Here is an 18,979-nt window from a genome sequence, read left to right on the forward strand (position 1 = left end):
AAAGTAACTATAAAGCGGTTAATCCGTAGAAGAATTGTTTTTTTTCGTTTCTTCCAGCAACCGCTTATTTATCCGCTTCACCAACCCCGGCCCCTCGTAGATGAACCCCGTCCAGAGTTGCACCAGGCTGGCTCCCGCCCGGAGTTTTTCCAGGGCGTCTTCCGGGCTGTGGATGCCCCCTACCCCGATCACCGGGAAGGCCCCGCCACCTCGTTCCACCAAAAAACGGATAACTTCCGTGCTGCGGTCGCGCAGGGGTTTCCCGCTCAGTCCCCCTGCCTCAGCTGTCAGGGAAGGGTCCGAAACCAAACCTTCCCTGGAAAGGGTGGTATTGGTGGCAATGACCCCGTCGGTGCCGGTTTCCCTGATAATTTCGATAATGTCCGTAAGCTGGGCCTCATTCAGGTCAGGCGCGATTTTCAACAGCAGGGGCTTTTCCCGCACCCCGTTTGCGACCGCCAGGCGGGCACTTTCTTCCTTCAGGGTTTTCAACAGGAGGGTCAGCGGCTCCCGGTCCTGCAGCTCGCGCAGACCCGGGGTATTGGGGGAACTCACATTGACCACAAAATAGTCCACCAAAGGGTAAAGTTCCCGCAGGCAAAAAAGGTAATCCTCCACGGCCTTCTCATTGGGGGTGTCTTTATTCTTCCCGATATTTCCCCCCACCACGACCTTGTGGGAGCATTGCAGGCGCTCTGCAGCTGCCCGGACGCCCTGGTTGTTGAACCCCATTCGGTTAATGATGGCCTGGTCTGCCCTGAGTCGGAAAAGGCGCTTTCCGGGGTTCCCCGGCTGGGGCCTCGGGGTAAGCGTCCCGATCTCGATAAACCCAAACCCGAAACCCGAGAGCTCACGGAACAGGCGGGCATCCTTGTCAAAGCCGGCCCCAAGGCCTACCGGGTTGGGGAAAGTGACCCCGAAGACCCTGCGTTCAAGGCCTGGATCGCTGACCTTGTAGCACTTCCTCACCAACGGCCCCAGGCCAATGGCGAACAGGATCCGGATGGCCTGGAAGGACCAGTGGTGGACAACTTCGGGATCGAAACGGAAAAGAAGGGGACGCAGGAATTGTTTATACATGGGAAGGCGCAGGCTTTGGCCAAAAATACAAAGTTCCCCCAAGGCGGCCTACCCCTTCCCGGCGGAAAAAACTCGCGGCCTCAATGCTTCTCTTCCGGAGCCTCGAGCATTTCCCTGGTGACGGGTTCCAGGGGAAGCCGGCCCACCTGCCGGCAAAGCGATTCATAGACGCGGTACTGGGAGGGTCGTAAAATCCCAAGCAACAACCGGTCGTACCGGGCGGAGTTGCCCACCATGCGCCCTTTGATTACTTCATATTTCTGTCCGAGGGCTGTGAGGTCCTCCGGGGTCTTTTGAGGGTGGGCTGCCAGGAGGGAATCGAGTTTTTGTTGCAGGGGGGCGTTTTCTTCTTTCAGGGCCTCCACCCAGGAAAGCAATTTTTCCTGCTGCACGGGATCGAGTTCAAAAGCCTCTATAATCTGGTTGGGGTCGGCGCCTCCCAACCCCAGGGCACAATCTTCCTGAGCAAAGGCGTTCATCGCAAAAAAAACAAACAGGACGTGGAGGAATCTTCCGGCTTTCATAAAACCATTTTTGAATCTAAACGGGCAGGATACCCAGTATAACTCTATTTTTGTTTAAAAAGTATGTATGGATCCACTGGTAGACCGCTTTCTCAGGTATGTGCAAATCAATACCCAAAGCGACCCCGCTTCTGAAACCTGCCCGAGCACTTCCCGCCAATGGGACCTGGCCAGGGTCCTGAAAGAAGAGTTGCTCGCCCTGGGCCTTAAAGAGGTCGTTTTGGATGAACGGGCGTACCTGACCGCGACCATGCCCGCAAACACCACCCTGCCCGTGCCGACCATCGGTTTCATCTCCCACTTCGATACCAGCCCCGATTTCACGGCAGAAGGCGTACAACCGCGTTTGGTCCCCAACTACGACGGCGGGGACATCATCCTGAATAAGGAAGAAAACATCGTCCTTTCCCCGGAGTATTTCCCGGAACTGGCCGCATATAAAGGCCAGACCCTGATCGTGACCGACGGGACCACCCTGCTCGGGGCAGATGACAAGGCAGGAATCGCGGAGATCATCACTGCCATGGAATACCTGATCGCCCATCCGGAGATCCCGCACGGGGAAGTGCGAATCGGGTTCACGCCCGACGAGGAAATCGGCCGGGGGGCCCACCATTTCGATGTGGAAGCCTTCAGGGCCCGCTGGGCGTACACCGTGGATGGCAGCCAGGTCGGGGAACTGGAATACGAAAATTTCAATGCCGCCAAAGCCGTCATAACGGCCTTTGGGAAAAGCGTGCACCCGGGTTATGCAAAAGACCGGATGATCAATGCCATTGCTGTGCTGCAGGAAGTGCTGGGGCAGCTCCCCCCGGAGGAAGTCCCGGAACAGACCAGCGGCAGGGAAGGGTTTTTCCACCTCCACCATGTAAAGGGCCAGATCGAAGAGGCCCGTGCCGAACTCATTGTCCGCGACCATGACCATGCCCGGTTTGAGACCCGGAAAGCCTTGTTACGGCACCTGGTTGCAGAGACCGCAAAAAGGCGGAAAACCAAAATAACCCTGGACCTGGAAGACCAGTATTACAATATGAAAGAGAAAATCATGCCGGTATTTCCGATTGTGGGTGTGGCGGAGGAAGCCATGCAGGCGGTGGGGGTAACCCCCATCATCAAGCCCATCCGCGGCGGAACGGATGGCTCCCAGCTCAGTTTCAAGGGGCTTCCCTGCCCGAATATTTTCGCAGGGGGGCATAATTTCCACGGGAAATACGAATACATCCCGGTGGAGAGCATGCAAAAGGCCGTGGAGGTCATCGTCAAAATTTGCGAACTCACTGCAGCAAAACCGGTAGATAGCTGGATATCCGATGCCGGCAGAGCCGGCAGGCCTTGAAACCGTTGGCAGCGGCAAAAATCTGTCCTGGGGTTCCCCGGAGGCTTAAGGGTGCGGCTGCAAAGGGTGCCTGCAAGGTTTTGTCACGGGACGTGAGTATTTTGTCACCGGGGGTGGGAAGGGGGATCAGTCAGGTATTTTTTTTACAAGTTGCTTCAAACTTCCAAACCCCTAATAATACTAACCTTTTCGTAACTTAACCCTGCGGGGCAGGAGATATCTTTGCGGTTTCCGATAGGGAGCTGAACATGGTTAATCCTCCATCCGCAGGATGGTATGTTCCAAATTAAAAATCCGTACCCATGAAAACAATCTACCTGCTGCTTGCCCTGATCCTGTGCCCGGGCCTATACGCCCAAAACGCCACAAAAAATTCCGTCCTGATCCGTAACGTCCGCATTTTCGACGGGAAATCAGCCCAAACCCAGGAGGGGCATATCCTGGTCCAGGACGACCTTATCAAAACCATCTCCAAAGGCGAAATAACCGTAGGCGATGAAGTCCGCGTTATCGACGGCAAGGGGATGTTTGCCATGCCCGGCCTTATAGACGCCCACGTACACCTGCTCTTTGAATCCGTCGGGCAGCAACAGGCCCTGTTCCTGGATTTCGCCATGCTCAACTTCATCGCCGCCAGGGCGGCTGAAAAACAATTGCTCCGGGGGTTTACGACCGTCCGGGACCTGGGGGGCGGGGCCCTCACCCTCGCCCGGGCGATAGATATGGGACTGGTTACCGGCCCCAGGGTTTTTGCCAGTGGGGCTTTTATTTCCCAAACCGGGGGCCACGGGGATTTTGGGTTTCCCACCGATGTTCCCAGGAAAATCGGGGGGGAACTTTCCTATGCTGAAAAAAATGGAATAGTAGCCCTGGCCGATGGGGCCGACCAGGTCCTGCTCCGCGCCCGGGAGCAGTTGCGGCAGGGCGCCACCCAACTCAAACTCATGGCCGGGGGCGGGGTCTCTTCCAACTATGACCCCCTGGATGTGACCCAGTACACGGTGGAAGAATTCCGGGCCGCCGCCCAGGCAGCGAAGAACTGGGGAACCTACGTAACCGTACACGCGTATACCCCGGATGCCGTCCGGACGGCCATTGAAGGAGGGGTAACCTGTATAGACCACGGGCAGCTCCTCGATGAACCCACCATGAAACTCATGGCTGAAAAGGGGATCTGGCTGAGCATCCAGCCTTTCCTGGATGATGAGGATGCAAACCCCCAACCTGAAGGGTCAGCCAACCGGGCCAAGCAGCTGGAAATGTCCGCCGGAACCGACCAGGCCTATATCCTTGCCAGGAAATACGGCGTAAAGACCGCCTGGGGGACCGATGCCCTTTTCGACCCTAAACAGGCCGTAAAACAGGGCAAGAAGCTGGCCAAGATGAAACGGTGGTATTCCCCCTTAGAAATCCTCAGGATGGCGACATATGACAATGCGCAATTACTGGCCATGAGCGGCAAGCGAAGCCCTTACCAAAAAGGAAAGCTTGGAGAACTATCGGAAGGGGCCTATGCAGACCTCATCCTGGTGGATGGAAACCCCTTGAAGGACATCGACCTGGTGGCGGATCCGGAGCGGAATTTTAAACTCATCATGAAAGGCGGGAAAATTTATAAAAATACCCTGACTGCAGACTAGCGGCGCCCCGGGCCCATAAGCCCAATTGCCTGCAAGGTTTTGTCGGGGGCAGGGAGTATTTTGTCACCTGGGGTGAGAAGGGGGGGATCCCCGTGCCTGCAGGAAACGTCATTCCTACCAGGGGTCAGTGAACACCCGATCCTGTAAACAAGGGTTATAGAATCCCTTCTTCCACAGCGCGCGCCGCCTATCCCAGGCTCCAGCCATTGTGGTACTCCACCTCGGCCAGGGCATTGGCTTCGGGTTCCACAAACATTCCTTTCTGCCGGTCCCAATGGACCTTCCCCCCCGCTTTAAAGGCCACATTGCCCATATGGCAGACCCGGGCCGCGTGGTACCCTACCTCCATGGGGGCCCGAAGACCTGATCCGTCCCGGGTGCGCACGGCCTGCAAGAAATTATCCGTATGCAGGTTCAGTCCGCTCCCGGACGCTGGTTGCAGGGGAATGGCCTCCATTTTGGGCTGGTCTTTCAACTGCTCCCAGCGGTCATGGCCAACCTCCGGGACCACTTCCCACCCACCCCGGTCGAGTACCAGGGTACCATTGTTCCCGATAAAGGCCACGCCGTGGTTGCGCCCGTAGTTGCCCCCATCAATGCCCGTGGCGTGTTCCCACAGCAAGGTAAAGCCATCAAACTCATACACGGTGGTAAGCGTATCCGGAGTTTGGGAAGCATCGTCGGGGTAAGCGAATTTTCCGCCTGAGGCCATTATGGATTTCGGCTGGGTGGCCTGCATCCCGTACAGGGCATAATCGACCAGGTGGACTCCCCAGTCCGTCATCAGGCCCCCGGCATAATCCCAAAACCAACGGAAATTGAAATGGAACCGGTTCGGGTTGAAGGGCCTGTTTGTCGCAGGGCCCAACCACATCTGGTAGTCTACCCCTGGGGGCGCGGCCCCGTCGGGCTGAACGGGGATCGGGGTCATCCACCCCTGGTATGCCCAGGCCTTGACCATGCGGATTTGCCCCAGGGCCCCGGAATGCACCATGGCAATAGCATCCTGGAAATGGGGCTGACTTCGCTGCCATTGCCCGATTTGCACCATCCGGTCGCTGTCATTTACCGCCTTCAGCATCAGGTCTGCTTCCGGGATGGAATTGGCCACGGGCTTTTCGCAGTACACATCCTTCCCGGCCCGAAGGGCGTCCAGCAGCTGCAGGCAATGCCAGTGATCGGGCGTGCCGATGATCACGGCATCGATATCCTGTTGCTCGAGAAGCTTCCTGTAATCGGAATACCTTCGGGGTTTTTCCCTTCCTGCCCTGACAAGCTCCGCTTCCCTGCGGTCAAGGACCCTGGAATCCACATCACAGAGGGCGGCCACCACCACCCCCGGATCGCGCATAAAAGAGGAAAGGTTGGAAAAACCCATACCATTGCACCCTATCAGCCCCACGCGGACCCGGTCATTGGCACCTGTAATACCATGAGGTTTTGCCCATAGGGCAGGAGGAACGAGCAGGGCTGCCGAACCTGTGAGCAGGGTGTTTTTCAAAAATTCTCTCCGACGATTCATAGGGATGGGTTTTAGGCAGGTTTAAAATAGGGAATTTTAGGCGTACCTGATTAAAAGGATGCGTTGGAAGTGTTTATCCCAATAAATACTGATACCAGAACAGAACGAGTCCCCGGTGGATGGCCGGACCAGGCTCCCTGAATATCCGAATTTGCCGGCAAAAGTTAGACCATTTGAAATAATTGGGTTACCTTAAAACTCGCTATAACCAACCGAACCTTCCATTATGAAACTCAGCAATCCCTTCCGTCTCCTGACTGTACTATGCTTCTGCCTTTTCAGTACAGGTATCCAAGCCCAGGAGGAACACGTGATCACCCTTGAGGTAAACACGGCAGCCATCGAAAATCCGAATGTAAATGACTTTTGCAGATTTCAGGGACAGGAACCCGAAGTAAGCAATGAAGAGTATACCATAGAAGCCCGTATAGGAGATACGGTTATCTGGCGTGGGATTTCAACCTCCTCTCCGGACGACGTCGTTGAGATTCGGGCTATCAATCACCAGGGAGACCGGGGAGGTCGAGATATTTTCGGGCAAAACCAGCTCCAGGGCGAAAATGGACAGGTCATCGGCACAATTGTCAACACCACAGAAGAGGGCACCGAATATAAGTATATGTTGCAATTCCGGGTGTACAACAACGGAACCCGCAGAGGTGGGACGTTTAATATCGATCCGCGAATCCGGGTGGTTGGCCAGTAATCAAAAAAGATTTACTCCAGGGGTATTTATGAGGCACTTCAAGGCCATAAAAATTTTGACTTTCAAGAATTCCCTTGTCCTTCTAACAGGACTGCTTTTAGGCAACCCTGTCGGATACGGTCAAACCCGGACCGGGTTGGACAGCCTGGAGCAAGTTTACCTTCAAGGTACCTTTAAGCCCGAAGACAGCCTGAAGCTCCTGAATTTAATTCTCTACAGATTTCAGGACCCCCAAAAGTTAGTGCAATACGGCAAGGAAATGGTTACCGTGGCCCAAAGGCAGGATTCCTTCCCCAGGCTTTATCAGGGCTACCTTCAACTGGGGAACGGCTACATCCGGTTGGGAAACCAGGTGGAGGCCCTTGAAAACTATTTTTTGGCAGCTAATTATGCCGATTCAACAGGGTCTGCCAGCCGGCTGGGATCCATTTATGTCACCATCGCCGATGTATATTCGATGATGGACAATTCGGAGAACGCCCTGGGATACTACCGAAGCGCCATAGATTTATTGCGGAAAACCACGGATACCCTCGGCCTGGCTACCGGACTGGCTAATGCCGGTGATTTTTTTTACAGTCAGGGAGAACTGGATTCCGCTATGGTCTATTTTGAGGAATCCGGGGCCCTTTTTAAGATCCTGGATTATCAGCTTGGGATAGGCTATTACCTGGGGTCCCTTGGCATGATTTACGCTGAGCAGGGCAGGCAGGAGGAGGCCCTGGCAAAATTATACGCTTGCCTGGACATCCTTGAAAAGGAAGGTGATTATTACGGGATTTCCGCATTCCTTCCTTTTGTATCGAATATTTACAGGGACCAGGGGAATTTCAGGGCTGCCATCCAAACGGCCCGCCGCAGCCTGGACGTGGCTAACCGGTACGGCCTGAAGGAACAGATACGGGATGCCAATCTTTTGCTCTCGGAATTGTATGAGCAACTCGGGGATTCCGGGGAGGCCCTGAAATACTACAAAGGGTTTACCCTTTACAAAGACAGCATCAGCAATGTGGGACTCGTGCAGGAGATGGCCCGGCTTCGCACGGATTTTGAAGTAGACCGGAAGCAGACAGAGGTGGACTTGCTCGAAAAAGAGGCCGAAATCAGGGACCTTAGGGAAAAACGACAGGATGCCGTCCTCTATATTACCATTGTCATTCTCCTGTTGGCCTTTGCCCTTGCCTTTGGCCTGTACAGGCGTTACAGGTATATCCGGAGGACCCGGGATACCATTGAGAAGGAGAAATCGCGCTCTGATGAACTCCTCAGGAATATCCTGCCCGAAGAGACCGCTCAGGAACTCAAGGAATACGGCCGTGTTAAGGCAAAGAAATTCGAATCGGTTAGTGTCCTGTTCGCCGATTTTGTAGGGTTTACGAAGTATTCGGAAAAAATGAGCCCCGAGGACCTGGTAAAGACAGTAGATTATTATTTCTCCCGATTTGACGAGGCCGTGGAGGAATACGGCCTGGAGAAAATCAAAACGATGGGAGACTGCTATATGTGCGCCGGAGGGCTCCCTTTTCCCGCAGAGGATCACGCTGTAAGAATGGTCCGCCTGGCACTTGAATTCCTGAAGATCGTCTCAGAAGAGGGGTACGCGGACGTCACCGGTTTTGAGGTTCGCATCGGAATCCATACCGGACCGGTGGTTGCCGGGGTGGTTGGAACCAAAAAATTTGCCTACGACATCTGGGGAGATACCGTCAACATCGCCTCCCGAATGGAATCTACTTCCCAGCCCGGAAAGATCAATGTCTCCGAGGATACCTTCCTTTTGATCAAAGAACATTTTCACTGCGAATTCCGTGGCATGGTGGAGGTCAAGAGCAAGGGGATGATGAAAATGTATTTTGTGGAGGAACGCGCTGCAGCAAATGTGGATGTAGACCTGGAAGATCCGCTTAAAGCAGGGGAGGTCGGCCGTTAAAGGCCAACATAAAAAAAGCACCGGGATTACCGGTGCTTTTCTTTCCATTTAAGAAGGAGTACTATTGCTTCTTGGCCGGTGCGTTCAGTTTTTTGCTCAGTTCCATGGAAATGGCTGAGCGGTCAAACTTAAGGCGTCCTGCCATGGTTTCAATGATGCAGGAAAAATCACTGTCATTGAGGTCCACCACTTTGCCGTGAAGGCCGCTTTTGGTAATGACCCGGTCACCCCTTTTGAGGGATTCCACAAATTTCTTTTCATCTTTCTGCCTTTTTACCTGGGGACGTATCATAAAGAAATACGCCACGGCAAAAATGAGCAGCAAGGGAAGGAACTGTCCTAGTTCACCCATGGGTTTATTTTAAAGTGTTTATGAGTCCGGACTTAATTTGCAACGGGGCCGAGGGAAGCCGATGCACCATCCTTTGCCTGTACGAAAGCCTTGATGCGAAGCATTTCCTGGCCTTTGGCCGTATTGGTGCTCAGCGTTACGGTCTTCATGACCTGGTTCAGGCCGGAGCCATTGAATTTCACTACCAGTTGTCCTTTTTCCCCGGGCTGGATCGGCACGTTTTTCGGATAGTCCGGAACCGTACAGCCACAACTGCTGGTGGCATTGGTGATGATCAAAGGGGCATCCCCGGTGTTTGTGAAGACAAATGTGTGCTCCTGGGGGGTACCCTGCTCAATAGTGCCGAAATCGAATTCCGCTTCCTCGAAGGTCATGGCAGGAAGGCTTTTAGAGGCTTCATCGCGCTGGGCTGCAGCAGCTACATTCCCTTCATCGATCTTTTCAGAGGCTTTCTCCTTGCAGGAAACCAGGGTTGCCAGGGCAAAAACCCCAAGAATGACGGTTGCTTTTCTCATGGTGCTTTTATTTTTTTTGCTTTCAGGCAAAACTACGGAATATTTGTTTATAACAGGCCCCTGCCCGTTTTTTTGAGCCGTCCGGATTCCCGGTACTCCCTGATTAATTTATCGAGGACGCCGTTGATGAAAATACTGCTTTTGGGGGTGGAGTACTCTTTGGCGATCTCCAGGTATTCGTTAATGGTGACCCGTTCCGGGATAGACGGAAAATAAAGCAACTCTGCAATAGCCATTTTCAGGAGGATGGCATCCATTTCTGCAATGCGTTCCTTGTCCCAGTTCGGGGTCTTGCCCTCCATTTCCTTTTCCAGGTCTGCCCCCCTGAGGAGGGTTTTATCCAAAAGCTCCCGGGCAAATTCCATGTCTTCCTCGTTTTTCAGGAGGGGAGGAAGGAAATAGGTGTGGGGCGTGCCGGGTTTCATCTTCCTCAATTGCTTCAGCAGGAAGGTATTTACCAGCGGGAGGTCGTCTACCCAGGTAATCCCTTCGTCCTCGAGGAAGTCATAAATCTTCTGGTTGGGGGCAATGATCTCGCGGAAGGCCACCGTCAGGAATTCCCGGTCAGCCTCATAGGAAGCCGGCGCATTCGCGTATTCCCGGTAAAGCGGGCTTTCCAGGATGTCTTTCAGGACGATTTTTACGTATTCCTCATTCAGGTACCATTGGCGCAACTTGCGCTTGGCCAGGGCATCTTTCAACAAGGGGTTTTCAGCAAGCTGCAGGAATAATTGGTTCTCGCTCAGGCGCAAGGGGTTGCCCACTTCGTCATCAGGGGATTTGAGGTATTTCCGGGACCCCTTCTGCACGCGTTCCGCAGCCAGATGATGCAATTCCCTCAGCAGGCTGAGCATCAGCAGGTACAGGGTAAAGGTCTGGGCGATACTCTGGTTGAGAAATTTTTGCTGCGTTTCCAGGGAGCCTTCCCTGGAGAGTGCCAGGGCGTAGATGCACTGCATTACCTTAACCCGGATTTGCCTTCTTGTGAGCATGCAAAGAACTTTGAAGCGATAAACGAGGGCAAAAATAGCAATCTATTTCGAACGGAAGGTAAAATTCCCATTATCATTCCGGGAATCTTTCCGGTAAGACCGCGATACCATCCAAAGCCCTATCTTTGTTCCCAGGGAATCCAAATATCCCCATAGGGGAAGCTTCCCGGCCTTATGAAAGAACTCCGGCACCTAAACAAATACTTTCGGAAATACAGATCCAAACTGCTGGTGGGCATCCTGATTACCATCATCGCCCGGGTCTTCCAGCTCGTCATGCCCTCGTATGTCAAGAATATCATTGAAGTAGTCGAGCAATACCTGGCTGCCGAAATTACCGAAGCTGTTGCCCGACAGCAATTGCTGTGGTTTATAGGAGTCATCATAGGGGCTGCCCTCCTCTCCGGCTTTTTCACCTTCCTGATGCGCCAGACCATCATCAATGTTTCGCGCTATATTGAATACGATCTTAAAAACGAGGTGTTTGACCATTACCAAAGGCTCAGCCTGAATTTTTATAAAGCCAACCGCACCGGTGACCTGATGAACCGCATCAGCGAAGACGTGAACCAGGTGCGGAACTATGCAGGCCCGGCCATCATGTACGGGATCCAAACCCTCACCCTGTTTGCCTGCCTGGTCCCCCTGATGTTTATCAAGGCCCCCACCATGGCCTTTTACGCGCTCGTACCCCTTCCGGTGCTTTCGGTCCTCATCTACTGGATCAGCCGCATTATCCACAAACGCAGTACCCGGGTACAGGCTTTCCTGTCGGACCTCTCCACCTTCGCCCAGGAAACGTTTTCCGGCATCTCCGTGATCAAGGCCTACATCATGGAACCCCACATCAATGGACAGGCAAGGGCACTTTCCCTCGAAGGCCGGGCGAAGAGCATGGACCTCGCCCGGGTAAACGCCTGGTTTTACCCCATGATGATCCTGCTGATCGGGGTCAGCAATGTGTTTGTGATCTATGTGGGGGGCAAACAGTACCTCTCGGGGGCCATCGACTCCATCGGTACCATCGCCGAGTTCATCCTCTATGTGAACATGCTGACCTGGCCGGTAGCCATCGTGGGCTGGCTGACCTCCGTAGTGCAACAGGCAGAGGCTTCCCAGAAACGGATCAACGAATTTTTGCAACAGCAACCGGAAATACAAAACCTCAATCCGGAACCAACCCCCATAAAGGGAAAAATCACCTTTGACCGGGTCAGCTTCACCTATCCCGACACCGGCATTGAAGCCCTGCACGAGGTTTCCTTTGAAGTGGAACCCGGCCAGACCCTCACCATTCTGGGCAAGACGGGGTCAGGCAAATCGACTATCCTGGATCTTATCGCCCGGCTCTACGATGTCAGTTCCGGGGAAATCCGCGTCGATGACCGCCCCGTGAGGGAACTCAACCTGAAATCGCTCAGGGAAGCCATAGGGGCAGTGCCCCAGGACGCCTTTTTGTTTTCGGATACCATTGGGAACAACATCCGGTTTGGGAAAGAGGAAGCCGGGCAGGACGAAATTGAGGCGGTAGCCAAAATGGCCGTAGTGCACGACAACATTACCGGGTTTGCCAAAAAATACGACACGGTTTTGGGAGAGCGGGGCATCACCCTGAGCGGAGGGCAAAAGCAGCGGGTTTCCATTGCCAGGGCCCTGCTGAAAGACCCGGTCATCTACCTCTTCGACGACTGCCTCAGTGCCGTGGATACCGAAACCGAAGAAGCTATCCTGGCCAACCTCAAAAAGGCCTCCCGACACAAGACCACCCTGATTGTAAGCCACAGGGTTTCCTCTGCCATCCATGCCGACAAAGTCATTGTGCTCGACCAGGGGAGGGTCTTGCAAGAGGGGACACACGAGGAACTCCTCGCCCGGGATGGCTACTACAAAGAGCTTTATATCAACCAGCTATCGGGGAAAGAAATCTAGGAAAATCTTGGTGGATTCTTATTTTTTTCACATTTTTGATTTCTTTAACAAAACCGAGCCCAACCATGAGTGAGAAAGATTTAATGGACCAGGAAGAGATACATTCAAAGGTTTTGAGAGCCGGACGGCGGACCTATTTCTTCGACGTTAGAAGTACAAAAGCAGGGGATTACTACCTGACGATTACCGAGAGTAAAAAATTCACCCACGAAGATGGGTCCTTCCATTACAAGAAACATAAAATTTACCTCTACAAGGAAGACTTTGACCCCTTCCGTGAAATCCTCGAGGAAATGATGGATTACATCATCAACGAAAAGGGGCAGGAGGTCATCTCTGAGCGGCACCAAAAAGATTTCAGGAAAACAGAATTTTCTGAGAACGGTTCCCTCGAAGCCTCCCCGAGCAGCTTTACCGACCTTGATTTTGACGATATCTGATCCCGCTTGGGGAAGGGCATACAGTCAAAAAAAAGAAGGCATTTTTCCCAGGCTAAAACGTTATCTGCGATTCCCGTGTCTGAACGGGCTAAATGCGGCTCATCCGGGTCAGCCCCTCCATTTTACATAGGCCAGGTTGTGCAGCACCAGCAGGATCACGGCCGGCGAGGCGGTGCCGGGTCCGCCAAGGGTCGCCAAAACGGCAAACAGCAAAAACAACCAAACCGGGTAGGCAAGCAGGGCGTATAGAAACCGGAAGGTTCCCATAAATTCAGGCTCCCATACCTTAGGCTTTATCCAAAGGGCCCAGGGGAGCCAAAATGGGGCATTAAGGCCCCTGAACACAAGGTCCCAGGCCCGGCCCCAAAAAGGATGCCGGGTGCGCCGGGGCAGCTTTGGGCCCGGAGCCCCCTGAAGTATTTGGTTAACCGCCGCAGGATTGAGGAAATCAACCCCCTGTCGCTCCAGCTCCCCAATCCACCGGGAATAGTCTTCCCCTGGCGGGATGTGGGTGGTCAGGTGGGTAAGCTCCTCGAATACCCGGTCTTTCAGGGCCGTGGCCATGAGGATATTCCCTTCCCCGCCCAGGTATTCCTTAAGGGCGAAGGGCTTCCCGAAATAAAAAGCCACGCGGTCCGGGAACCGGTCGGCCTGTTCGTAGTTCAGGCCGGCGGGTACCAGGTAGAGGTCCAATCCGGGGTCCCGGGCAAGGGCGTGCTCCAAAATCCGGGTAAACCCCTTGCTCAGGGGACGAACCTGCCGCCTGAGGTTATGGTTTGCCTCGGGGAAGAGCAAAACATGTTCACCCCTTGAAAATAGTTCCGCACAAAGGGCAAAGACTTCCTGGTTGCGCTGGAGGGTTTCCCTGCCATCGCGCAGGCGGTAAATCGGCAGCATCCGCAAGCCCCTGAAAAAACTTCTCAGGAGCGGGTTTTTAAAAACGTCGGAGCGGGTCAGGAAATACGGTCGGCGGGCACGTGCATAAGCCGCATACAACAACGGATCGAGCAGGGCATTCTGGTGGTTGAGCAAAAGCATAACCGGCTTTGAGGCGGGTATCCCGGCGATCCCCTCCATGCGGATTTCACGGAAATAGCAAAAAAACCCGGCCCTGATAAGCCGCTTGAGCAGGTCATAGAGCCAGTTCCTCATAATATGGATTCCTTTTTGGTAGGGACCCACCCCCATAGGGAAGCCAGGGCCAGGCCGGAAACCAGGTGCCAGATCCCCCAGAAGGCCGCCAGCAGGGCCATTCCTCCGAGGCCATCGAAGAACGTGAAGATAAGCAGCAGGCCCAGGCCGGAATTCTGTATACCGGTTTCAAGGGTAATGCTCCGGATATCTTTCCCCGGGAGGCCCAGGGCATGGCCTGTGGCAAAACCGGTCGCCAGGGCGGCGAGGTTGTGGAACAACACCAGGGCGAAGACCATGGCCACGTATTCCTGGAACACCCCCCGATTGTTATAGAGGGCCAGGAAAATGAGAAGCAGGAAAAACAGGAGGGAAATACTTTTGAACACCTTTCCCAGGCGCGCCGCCACCAGGGGTTTCCAGGCCCTTACGGCCATGCCGGCAGCCAGGGGGACGGCCAGCAGGAGGGCTACCAGGCGGATCATTTCCCAAAGGTCAATATGCACTTCCTTCAACAGGAGTTGCGTGGGCCCGTACAGGCCGCCCCACAGCTTCAGGTTCAGGGGTGTCAGGATTACGGCAAAGAGCGTGGCCAGGGCGGTAAGGCTCACCGACAGGGCTGTATTGCCCCCGGCCAGGTGGACCATGAAATTCGAAACGTTACCCCCCGGGCAGGCCGCGACCAGGACCATTCCCAGGGCAAAACTCGGCAGGGGTTCCCACCACCAGACCAAAAGGAAGGTAAGGGCGGGCAGCAGCAGGAACTGGCAACACACCCCTGCCAACACGGACCTTGGATTTTTCAGCACCTCCCGGAAATCCGACGGGCGCACCTGCAGGGCGATGCCGAACATCACCAGGGCCAGGGCCGCGTTAAGGGTCCACAGGGCCTCGTGGTCAAAATCGATGCGAATCTGGTCTATCTGGTTTTCCATCGGCGACGTAAAGGGCGGCTTCCCGAACGATCCGACCCCATCGGGAACCCGGCCAAAAGAAACCGCTTTCCCTCCGGGAGAAGATAGGAAGACGGGTACGAATACGCAAGTATTTAATACCTTTAAGGTATGTAACCCAAAAAACCTGCCAGATGGCCAGAACCCCCAGCAATATGCTCCCTTTGGGCACCCCGGCCCCGGATTTCCGCCTTCCGGATACCGTAAGCGGCCGGCAAGTAAGCCTGGAGGAGCTGAAGGGCAGGAAGGGAACAGTAATCATGTTTCTGTGTAACCACTGCCCATTCGTAAAACACGTGAATTCTGAACTGGTACGCCTGGCAGGGGATTATATGGCCCGGGGTATCCGCTTTGTGGGCATTTCCAGCAATGATGTGGAAAATTATCCCGAGGACCACCCCGACCTGATGAAAAAAACGGCGGTTCGCGAAGGGTACCCTTTCCCCTACCTCTACGATGAAACCCAGGAAACCGCCCGCAAATACGATGCCGCCTGCACCCCTGATTTTTACCTTTTCGACAGGGAGCTTTCCCTGTTCTACCGTGGCCAACTCGACGATTCCCGGCCGGGTAATGGCATCCCGGTAACCGGGAAGGACCTGGAAAACGCCTTGCAATGCCTGCTCTCAGGACGGCCGGCCCCGGATCCCCAGAAACCAAGCCTGGGATGCAATATCAAATGGAAGGAAGGTTCGCTTTAGGGCAGGACCCTGCGGATTCCCGGGCGGCATGGAACTTCCTGCCGGTATCGGAGGGGGACCTCCCCGCCTATGTGGCTACGGGGACCAGGGCCTACACGGACCACTATTGCCATCTCTGGCCCGGGGGCAACCCCAGGCCTTACCTCTCGCGGAACTTCACCCTCCCTTTGGCCCGGAGCCAGTTACGGGACCCGGCCTGCAGGCTGTGGCTGATCCGGGAAGGGGACCAGGCTGCAGGAATTTGCAAACTCGTCCTGGACAGGGACCTCCCGGGATCCCCTCCGGGCCGGTCGGTTTTCATCGAAAAGGTCTATTTTATCAGGTCTTTTACCGGCAGGGGCATGGGAACGGCCCTGCTGGGCGAAATCGGGCGTTTCGCCGGGGAATCGGGCCGGGATGTGCTGTGGCTTGAGGCCATGCAAAAGGGTCCCGCCCTTGCCTTCTACCTTAAAAATGGTTTTGTACGGGTCAGCCAGACCCGGATACCCTACCCTGAAGTGCTTCCCGATGAAAAAATGATGTGGGTCCTCAAACGGGAACTCAAGGGGTCAGGACTTCCATCCCCTCGATAGAAGAAGGTTATCAATGTGCGCGTAATGGTGGTTCCCGTGCCAGGCATATCGGCCAATATTCTCCAGCAAGGTAGTCTCTCCGCTTTCCGGGTGCCGGAAGCGCCGCAGGAGCTGGCCCGCATCGAGTTCCCTTAGCAGGTAGACCAGGCGCGAATGTACGGCCTCCAGGTGGAATAGCGACAGGGAGATCGGCCCTTGTGTGGCGTCCGGGAGGGCCGCCCAGGCCTTTTCATCATAAACCTTGATGAGCGGTACATCCTCGGTCAGGGCCCATTTAAAGCGCATGTAACTGTTGTGGTGGCTATCGGCCAGGTGGTGGACCACCTGCCTTACCGTCCATCCCCCGGGGCGGTAGGGGGTCTCCAGGATGTGGCCATCCAGGGGAAGCACGAGGGCCGAAAGGCGGGCCGGGAGGCCCTCGAGTTCGGAAATCCAGGCATCCTGTATTTCCCGGGTAATGGAATCCGGGGGGTGGAACTTCCCTATCGGGTACCGCAGGGGATCAGGGGATGGAAAATCCATAGGGTTCAGCTTTACCGGGATTGCTCCCAAAATCAAAAGTATTGATAATTTTTGTAGCTGTGTTTTTTATATTCCTATTTATCCTATTACTTTTGTAGGTTTAAAAACAACAACTCCATGACACCATTAAGACTGGGGGATACCGCCCCCGATTTTACCGCCGAAAGTACCTTCGGACCCCTCCACTTCCACGCCTACCTGGGCACGAGTTGGGGTATCCTGTTTTCACACCCGGCCGACTTTACCCCGGTTTGCACCACCGAACTCGGTACGGCCGCCAAATTCAAAGAGGCCTTCGATGCCAGGAACGTCAAGATGGTGGCCCTGAGCGTGGACGGGCTGGCTTCCCACAAAGAATGGATCCGCGACATTGAAGAAACCCAGGGCACCGAAATGAACTTTCCCATTATCGCCGATGAAGACCGCAAGGTGTCGAACCTGTACGGGATGATACACCCTAATGCGAGCGATACCCTAACCGTGCGTTCGGTATTTATTATAGACCCGGATAAAAAAATCAGGCTCACCCTCACCTACCCGGCCTCCACGGGAAGGAATTTTGAGGAATTGCTCCGGGTGGTGGACTCCCTCCAGCTTACCGCCTACCACAAGGTAGCCACTCCTGCCAACTGGAACCGGGGAGAACGGGTGGTGGTCAGCCCGGCCATCCCCACGCAGGAGGCCAGGAACCTTTTCCCCGCCGGGGTCGAGGAAATAAAGCCGTACCTGCGACTGACCCCGGACCCGGGCCGGTAACCCCGTCCATTGAGGCGCTAAATCGCTTATTTTGAAAGTATTTCCAAAAAGAGGGCCTAAGATGGATTATTAAACGTACCTTTGTGGCCTAATCATTTTATATATTTTTTTATGAGTACAGGAACAGTTAAATTCTTCAACGAGTCCAAAGGATATGGATTTATCACAGAAGAAGGTTCAAAGGAAGATCATTTTGTACACCACTCCGGCCTTATTGACGAAATTCGCGAAGGTGATGTTGTAGAATTTGAGCTGCAACAGGGAAGAAAAGGGTTAAACGCCGTAGATGTTAAGGTTATAGACTAACGACATTCGTATTCTTTGTTAAATCCCCGGCAATGCCGGGGATTTTTTTTTGTCACTTACCCGGGGGGCAGGAACCTCCCGCCGTAGCCCGGGTTACAGAATCGCCTCCAGGGAAACCTCGAAGATCAGGGTAGCGTTAGGTGGGATTACCCCCCCGGCACCCCGGGACCCGTACGCCAGCTCAGGGGGCAGTATAAGGCGGGCGCGGTCGCCCACGCGGAGCAACTCAATGCCCTCATCCCATCCCCGGATTACCTGGCCCTCGCCAAGCAGGAATTCAATGGGCTCTTTCCTGCGAAAGGAACTGTCAAAAACGGTCCCATCGGGAAGGGAACCCTCATAATTCACAGAGACCCGGTCGCCCCGGGTGGGCCTTGCACCATCACCTTCCTCCAGGATTTTGTATTTCAGGCCGCTCGGGGTAGTCTCGAAGCCTTTGGAAAGTTCCTCCAACCGGGCTTTCCGGGCTTCCGCTTCGCGGGCCTGGCGTTCTTCCCCGCCCCTGACGAAAGCCTCAAAGGCCGCCGGAGCATCCCAGCCCTGGGCGGCTTCCCCTACCCTGACGATTTCCAGGGAAACGATCCGGTCCCCCTGCCGGATGGCGTCAACCACATCCTGCCCATGGGTCACATGCCCAAAAACCGTATGCTTCCGATCCAGCCAGGGGGTGGGCACATGGGTGATAAAGAACTGGCTTCCGTTCGTGCCGGGGCCGGCGTTGGCCATGGAAAGCACCCCGGGGCTGTCGTGCCTGAGGTCGGGGTGGAATTCGTCATCGAATTTGTAGCCCGGGTCCCCGGTTCCCGTTCCGGAAGGGCATCCCCCCTGGATCATGAAGTCGGGGATGACCCGGTGAAAACTAAGCCCGTCGTAGTAGGGCTGCCCCGGTTTTTTTACTTTGTTTTTAAGGGTTCCCTCTGCCAGGCCGACAAAATTGCCCACCGTACCGGGGGTTTTATCGTGGGTAAGCAGAACGAGGATTTCCCCTTTTTCGGTGTTGAATTTTGCGTAGATTCCGTCTTGCATGCCTTAATGATTTTGAGGGCAAAGGTAGCGAATTTCCGCGGGCTCC

General features: G+C 54.6%; 20 protein-coding genes. 10 read left to right on the forward strand and 10 right to left on the reverse strand.

The features are described 5' to 3' along the window. Positions 1-18 precede the first annotated feature (18 nt). Positions 19-1,080 carry a quinone-dependent dihydroorotate dehydrogenase gene (locus tag NG653_RS04210; RefSeq protein WP_252740418.1) on the reverse strand — a complete coding sequence of 354 codons (1,062 nt, stop codon included), beginning with the start codon at positions 1,078-1,080 and terminating at the stop codon, positions 19-21. An 80-nt stretch (positions 1,081-1,160) separates the two neighbouring features. Continuing rightward, complete coding sequence (locus NG653_RS04215) at positions 1,161-1,604, reverse strand: hypothetical protein (protein ID WP_252740419.1); 444 nt, start codon at positions 1,602-1,604, stop codon at positions 1,161-1,163. Between the two features lie 67 nt (positions 1,605-1,671). On the opposite strand from NG653_RS04215, the gene pepT reads away from it, so the two are divergent. After that, complete coding sequence (gene pepT / locus NG653_RS04220) at positions 1,672-2,940, forward strand: peptidase T (RefSeq protein ID WP_252740420.1); 1,269 nt, start codon at positions 1,672-1,674, stop codon at positions 2,938-2,940. Positions 2,941-3,242: 302 nt separating this feature from the next. Next, a complete protein-coding gene (locus tag NG653_RS04225; protein ID WP_252740421.1) occupies positions 3,243-4,580 on the forward strand; it encodes a metal-dependent hydrolase family protein in 1,338 nt (445 codons plus the stop codon). Positions 4,581-4,767: 187 nt separating this feature from the next. Here NG653_RS04225 and NG653_RS04230 read toward each other — a convergent pair whose 3' ends face one another. Next, entirely contained in the window at positions 4,768-6,102 is a 1,335-nt protein-coding gene (locus NG653_RS04230) for a Gfo/Idh/MocA family protein (RefSeq protein ID WP_252740422.1), read from the reverse strand. A 226-nt stretch (positions 6,103-6,328) separates the two neighbouring features. Between NG653_RS04230 and NG653_RS04235 the strand changes: the two genes are divergently transcribed. Both NG653_RS04235 and NG653_RS04240 read left to right on the forward strand, forming a co-directional pair. After that, positions 6,329-6,808, forward strand: a complete 480-nt coding sequence (locus NG653_RS04235; protein WP_252740423.1) for a hypothetical protein — start codon at positions 6,329-6,331, stop codon at positions 6,806-6,808. Between the two features lie 136 nt (positions 6,809-6,944). Next, positions 6,945-8,738, forward strand: coding sequence for an adenylate/guanylate cyclase domain-containing protein (locus tag NG653_RS04240; RefSeq protein WP_252740424.1), 1,794 nt, complete (start codon positions 6,945-6,947; stop codon positions 8,736-8,738). Between the two features lie 61 nt (positions 8,739-8,799). Here NG653_RS04240 and yajC read toward each other — a convergent pair whose 3' ends face one another. From yajC to nusB, 3 genes are read right to left on the reverse strand one after another with little or no spacing between them, the layout of a single operon-like run. Beyond that, on the reverse strand, positions 8,800-9,090 hold the full coding sequence (yajC, locus tag NG653_RS04245; protein ID WP_252740425.1) for a preprotein translocase subunit YajC: 291 nt from the start codon (positions 9,088-9,090) through the stop codon (positions 8,800-8,802). Between the two features lie 32 nt (positions 9,091-9,122). Continuing rightward, a complete protein-coding gene (locus NG653_RS04250) occupies positions 9,123-9,605 on the reverse strand; it encodes a DUF1573 domain-containing protein (RefSeq protein WP_252740426.1) in 483 nt (160 codons plus the stop codon). Between the two features lie 47 nt (positions 9,606-9,652). Then, a complete protein-coding gene (gene nusB / locus NG653_RS04255) occupies positions 9,653-10,597 on the reverse strand; it encodes a transcription antitermination factor NusB (RefSeq protein ID WP_252740427.1) in 945 nt (314 codons plus the stop codon). Between the two features lie 174 nt (positions 10,598-10,771). On the opposite strand from nusB, the gene NG653_RS04260 reads away from it, so the two are divergent. Together NG653_RS04260 and NG653_RS04265 are read left to right on the forward strand one after the other, a co-directional pair. After that, positions 10,772-12,526: an ABC transporter ATP-binding protein gene (locus NG653_RS04260; protein ID WP_252740428.1), complete on the forward strand. Its 1,755-nt coding sequence runs from the start codon at positions 10,772-10,774 to the stop codon at positions 12,524-12,526. A gap of 65 nt (positions 12,527-12,591) precedes the next feature. Beyond that, positions 12,592-12,966, forward strand: a complete 375-nt coding sequence (locus tag NG653_RS04265; protein WP_252740429.1) for a PUR family DNA/RNA-binding protein — start codon at positions 12,592-12,594, stop codon at positions 12,964-12,966. Positions 12,967-13,074: 108 nt separating this feature from the next. On the opposite strand, the gene NG653_RS04270 is transcribed toward NG653_RS04265, so the two are convergent. Both NG653_RS04270 and NG653_RS04275 read right to left on the reverse strand, forming a co-directional pair. Next, the gene (locus tag NG653_RS04270) at positions 13,075-14,118 is read right to left on the reverse strand and encodes a 1-acyl-sn-glycerol-3-phosphate acyltransferase (protein WP_252740430.1); all 1,044 of its coding nucleotides are present in this window, start codon (positions 14,116-14,118) and stop codon (positions 13,075-13,077) included. Next, on the reverse strand, positions 14,115-15,032 hold the full coding sequence (locus NG653_RS04275) for a bile acid:sodium symporter family protein (protein WP_252740431.1): 918 nt from the start codon (positions 15,030-15,032) through the stop codon (positions 14,115-14,117). The genes NG653_RS04270 and NG653_RS04275 overlap by 4 nt, the downstream gene beginning before the upstream one ends. Before the next feature lie 152 nt (positions 15,033-15,184). On the opposite strand from NG653_RS04275, the gene NG653_RS04280 reads away from it, so the two are divergent. Both NG653_RS04280 and NG653_RS04285 read left to right on the forward strand, forming a co-directional pair. Then, on the forward strand, positions 15,185-15,751 hold the full coding sequence (locus NG653_RS04280) for a thioredoxin family protein (RefSeq protein WP_252740432.1): 567 nt from the start codon (positions 15,185-15,187) through the stop codon (positions 15,749-15,751). Then, a complete protein-coding gene (locus NG653_RS04285; protein ID WP_252740433.1) occupies positions 15,730-16,323 on the forward strand; it encodes a GNAT family N-acetyltransferase in 594 nt (197 codons plus the stop codon). The genes NG653_RS04280 and NG653_RS04285 overlap by 22 nt, the downstream gene beginning before the upstream one ends. Here the strand turns inward: NG653_RS04285 and NG653_RS04290 are convergent. Further along, entirely contained in the window at positions 16,300-16,845 is a 546-nt protein-coding gene (locus tag NG653_RS04290) for a YfiT family bacillithiol transferase (protein ID WP_252740434.1), read from the reverse strand. The genes NG653_RS04285 and NG653_RS04290 overlap by 24 nt on opposite strands. 117 nt (positions 16,846-16,962) lie before the next feature. Between NG653_RS04290 and NG653_RS04295 the strand changes: the two genes are divergently transcribed. Together NG653_RS04295 and NG653_RS04300 are read left to right on the forward strand one after the other, a co-directional pair. Continuing rightward, positions 16,963-17,601 (forward strand): peroxiredoxin, encoded by a 639-nt coding sequence (locus NG653_RS04295; RefSeq protein WP_252740435.1) that lies wholly within the window; start codon positions 16,963-16,965, stop codon positions 17,599-17,601. 111 nt (positions 17,602-17,712) lie between these two features. Continuing rightward, a complete protein-coding gene (locus tag NG653_RS04300; protein ID WP_252740436.1) occupies positions 17,713-17,907 on the forward strand; it encodes a cold-shock protein in 195 nt (64 codons plus the stop codon). A gap of 93 nt (positions 17,908-18,000) precedes the next feature. On the opposite strand, the gene NG653_RS04305 is transcribed toward NG653_RS04300, so the two are convergent. Then, complete coding sequence (locus NG653_RS04305) at positions 18,001-18,933, reverse strand: peptidylprolyl isomerase (protein WP_252740437.1); 933 nt, start codon at positions 18,931-18,933, stop codon at positions 18,001-18,003. Between the last annotated feature and the right edge of the window lie 46 nt (positions 18,934-18,979).

Origin of the sequence: Robiginitalea marina (assembly GCF_024006985.1) — a bacterium.
Classification (GTDB): domain Bacteria; phylum Bacteroidota; class Bacteroidia; order Flavobacteriales; family Flavobacteriaceae; genus Robiginitalea; species Robiginitalea marina.

Excerpts from the sequence above, each read along its gene's own strand:
- NG653_RS04210 (WP_252740418.1), bottom strand. The coding sequence starts at position 1,080 with ATGTATAAACAATTCCTGCGTCCCCTTCTTTTCCGTTTCGATCCCGAA.
- NG653_RS04215 (WP_252740419.1), bottom strand. The coding sequence starts at position 1,604 with ATGAAAGCCGGAAGATTCCTCCACGTCCTGTTTGTTTTTTTTGCGATG.
- pepT (WP_252740420.1), top strand. The coding sequence starts at position 1,672 with ATGGATCCACTGGTAGACCGCTTTCTCAGGTATGTGCAAATCAATACC.
- NG653_RS04225 (WP_252740421.1), top strand. The coding sequence starts at position 3,243 with ATGAAAACAATCTACCTGCTGCTTGCCCTGATCCTGTGCCCGGGCCTA.
- NG653_RS04230 (WP_252740422.1), bottom strand. The coding sequence starts at position 6,102 with ATGAATCGTCGGAGAGAATTTTTGAAAAACACCCTGCTCACAGGTTCG.
- NG653_RS04235 (WP_252740423.1), top strand. The coding sequence starts at position 6,329 with ATGAAACTCAGCAATCCCTTCCGTCTCCTGACTGTACTATGCTTCTGC.
- yajC (WP_252740425.1), bottom strand. The coding sequence starts at position 9,090 with ATGGGTGAACTAGGACAGTTCCTTCCCTTGCTGCTCATTTTTGCCGTG.
- NG653_RS04250 (WP_252740426.1), bottom strand. The coding sequence starts at position 9,605 with ATGAGAAAAGCAACCGTCATTCTTGGGGTTTTTGCCCTGGCAACCCTG.
- nusB (WP_252740427.1), bottom strand. The coding sequence starts at position 10,597 with ATGCTCACAAGAAGGCAAATCCGGGTTAAGGTAATGCAGTGCATCTAC.
- NG653_RS04260 (WP_252740428.1), top strand. The coding sequence starts at position 10,772 with ATGAAAGAACTCCGGCACCTAAACAAATACTTTCGGAAATACAGATCC.
- NG653_RS04265 (WP_252740429.1), top strand. The coding sequence starts at position 12,592 with ATGAGTGAGAAAGATTTAATGGACCAGGAAGAGATACATTCAAAGGTT.
- NG653_RS04270 (WP_252740430.1), bottom strand. The coding sequence starts at position 14,118 with ATGAGGAACTGGCTCTATGACCTGCTCAAGCGGCTTATCAGGGCCGGG.
- NG653_RS04275 (WP_252740431.1), bottom strand. The coding sequence starts at position 15,032 with ATGGAAAACCAGATAGACCAGATTCGCATCGATTTTGACCACGAGGCC.
- NG653_RS04280 (WP_252740432.1), top strand. The coding sequence starts at position 15,185 with ATGGCCAGAACCCCCAGCAATATGCTCCCTTTGGGCACCCCGGCCCCG.
- NG653_RS04285 (WP_252740433.1), top strand. The coding sequence starts at position 15,730 with ATGGAAGGAAGGTTCGCTTTAGGGCAGGACCCTGCGGATTCCCGGGCG.
- NG653_RS04290 (WP_252740434.1), bottom strand. The coding sequence starts at position 16,845 with ATGGATTTTCCATCCCCTGATCCCCTGCGGTACCCGATAGGGAAGTTC.
- NG653_RS04295 (WP_252740435.1), top strand. The coding sequence starts at position 16,963 with ATGACACCATTAAGACTGGGGGATACCGCCCCCGATTTTACCGCCGAA.
- NG653_RS04300 (WP_252740436.1), top strand. The coding sequence starts at position 17,713 with ATGAGTACAGGAACAGTTAAATTCTTCAACGAGTCCAAAGGATATGGA.
- NG653_RS04305 (WP_252740437.1), bottom strand. The coding sequence starts at position 18,933 with ATGCAAGACGGAATCTACGCAAAATTCAACACCGAAAAAGGGGAAATC.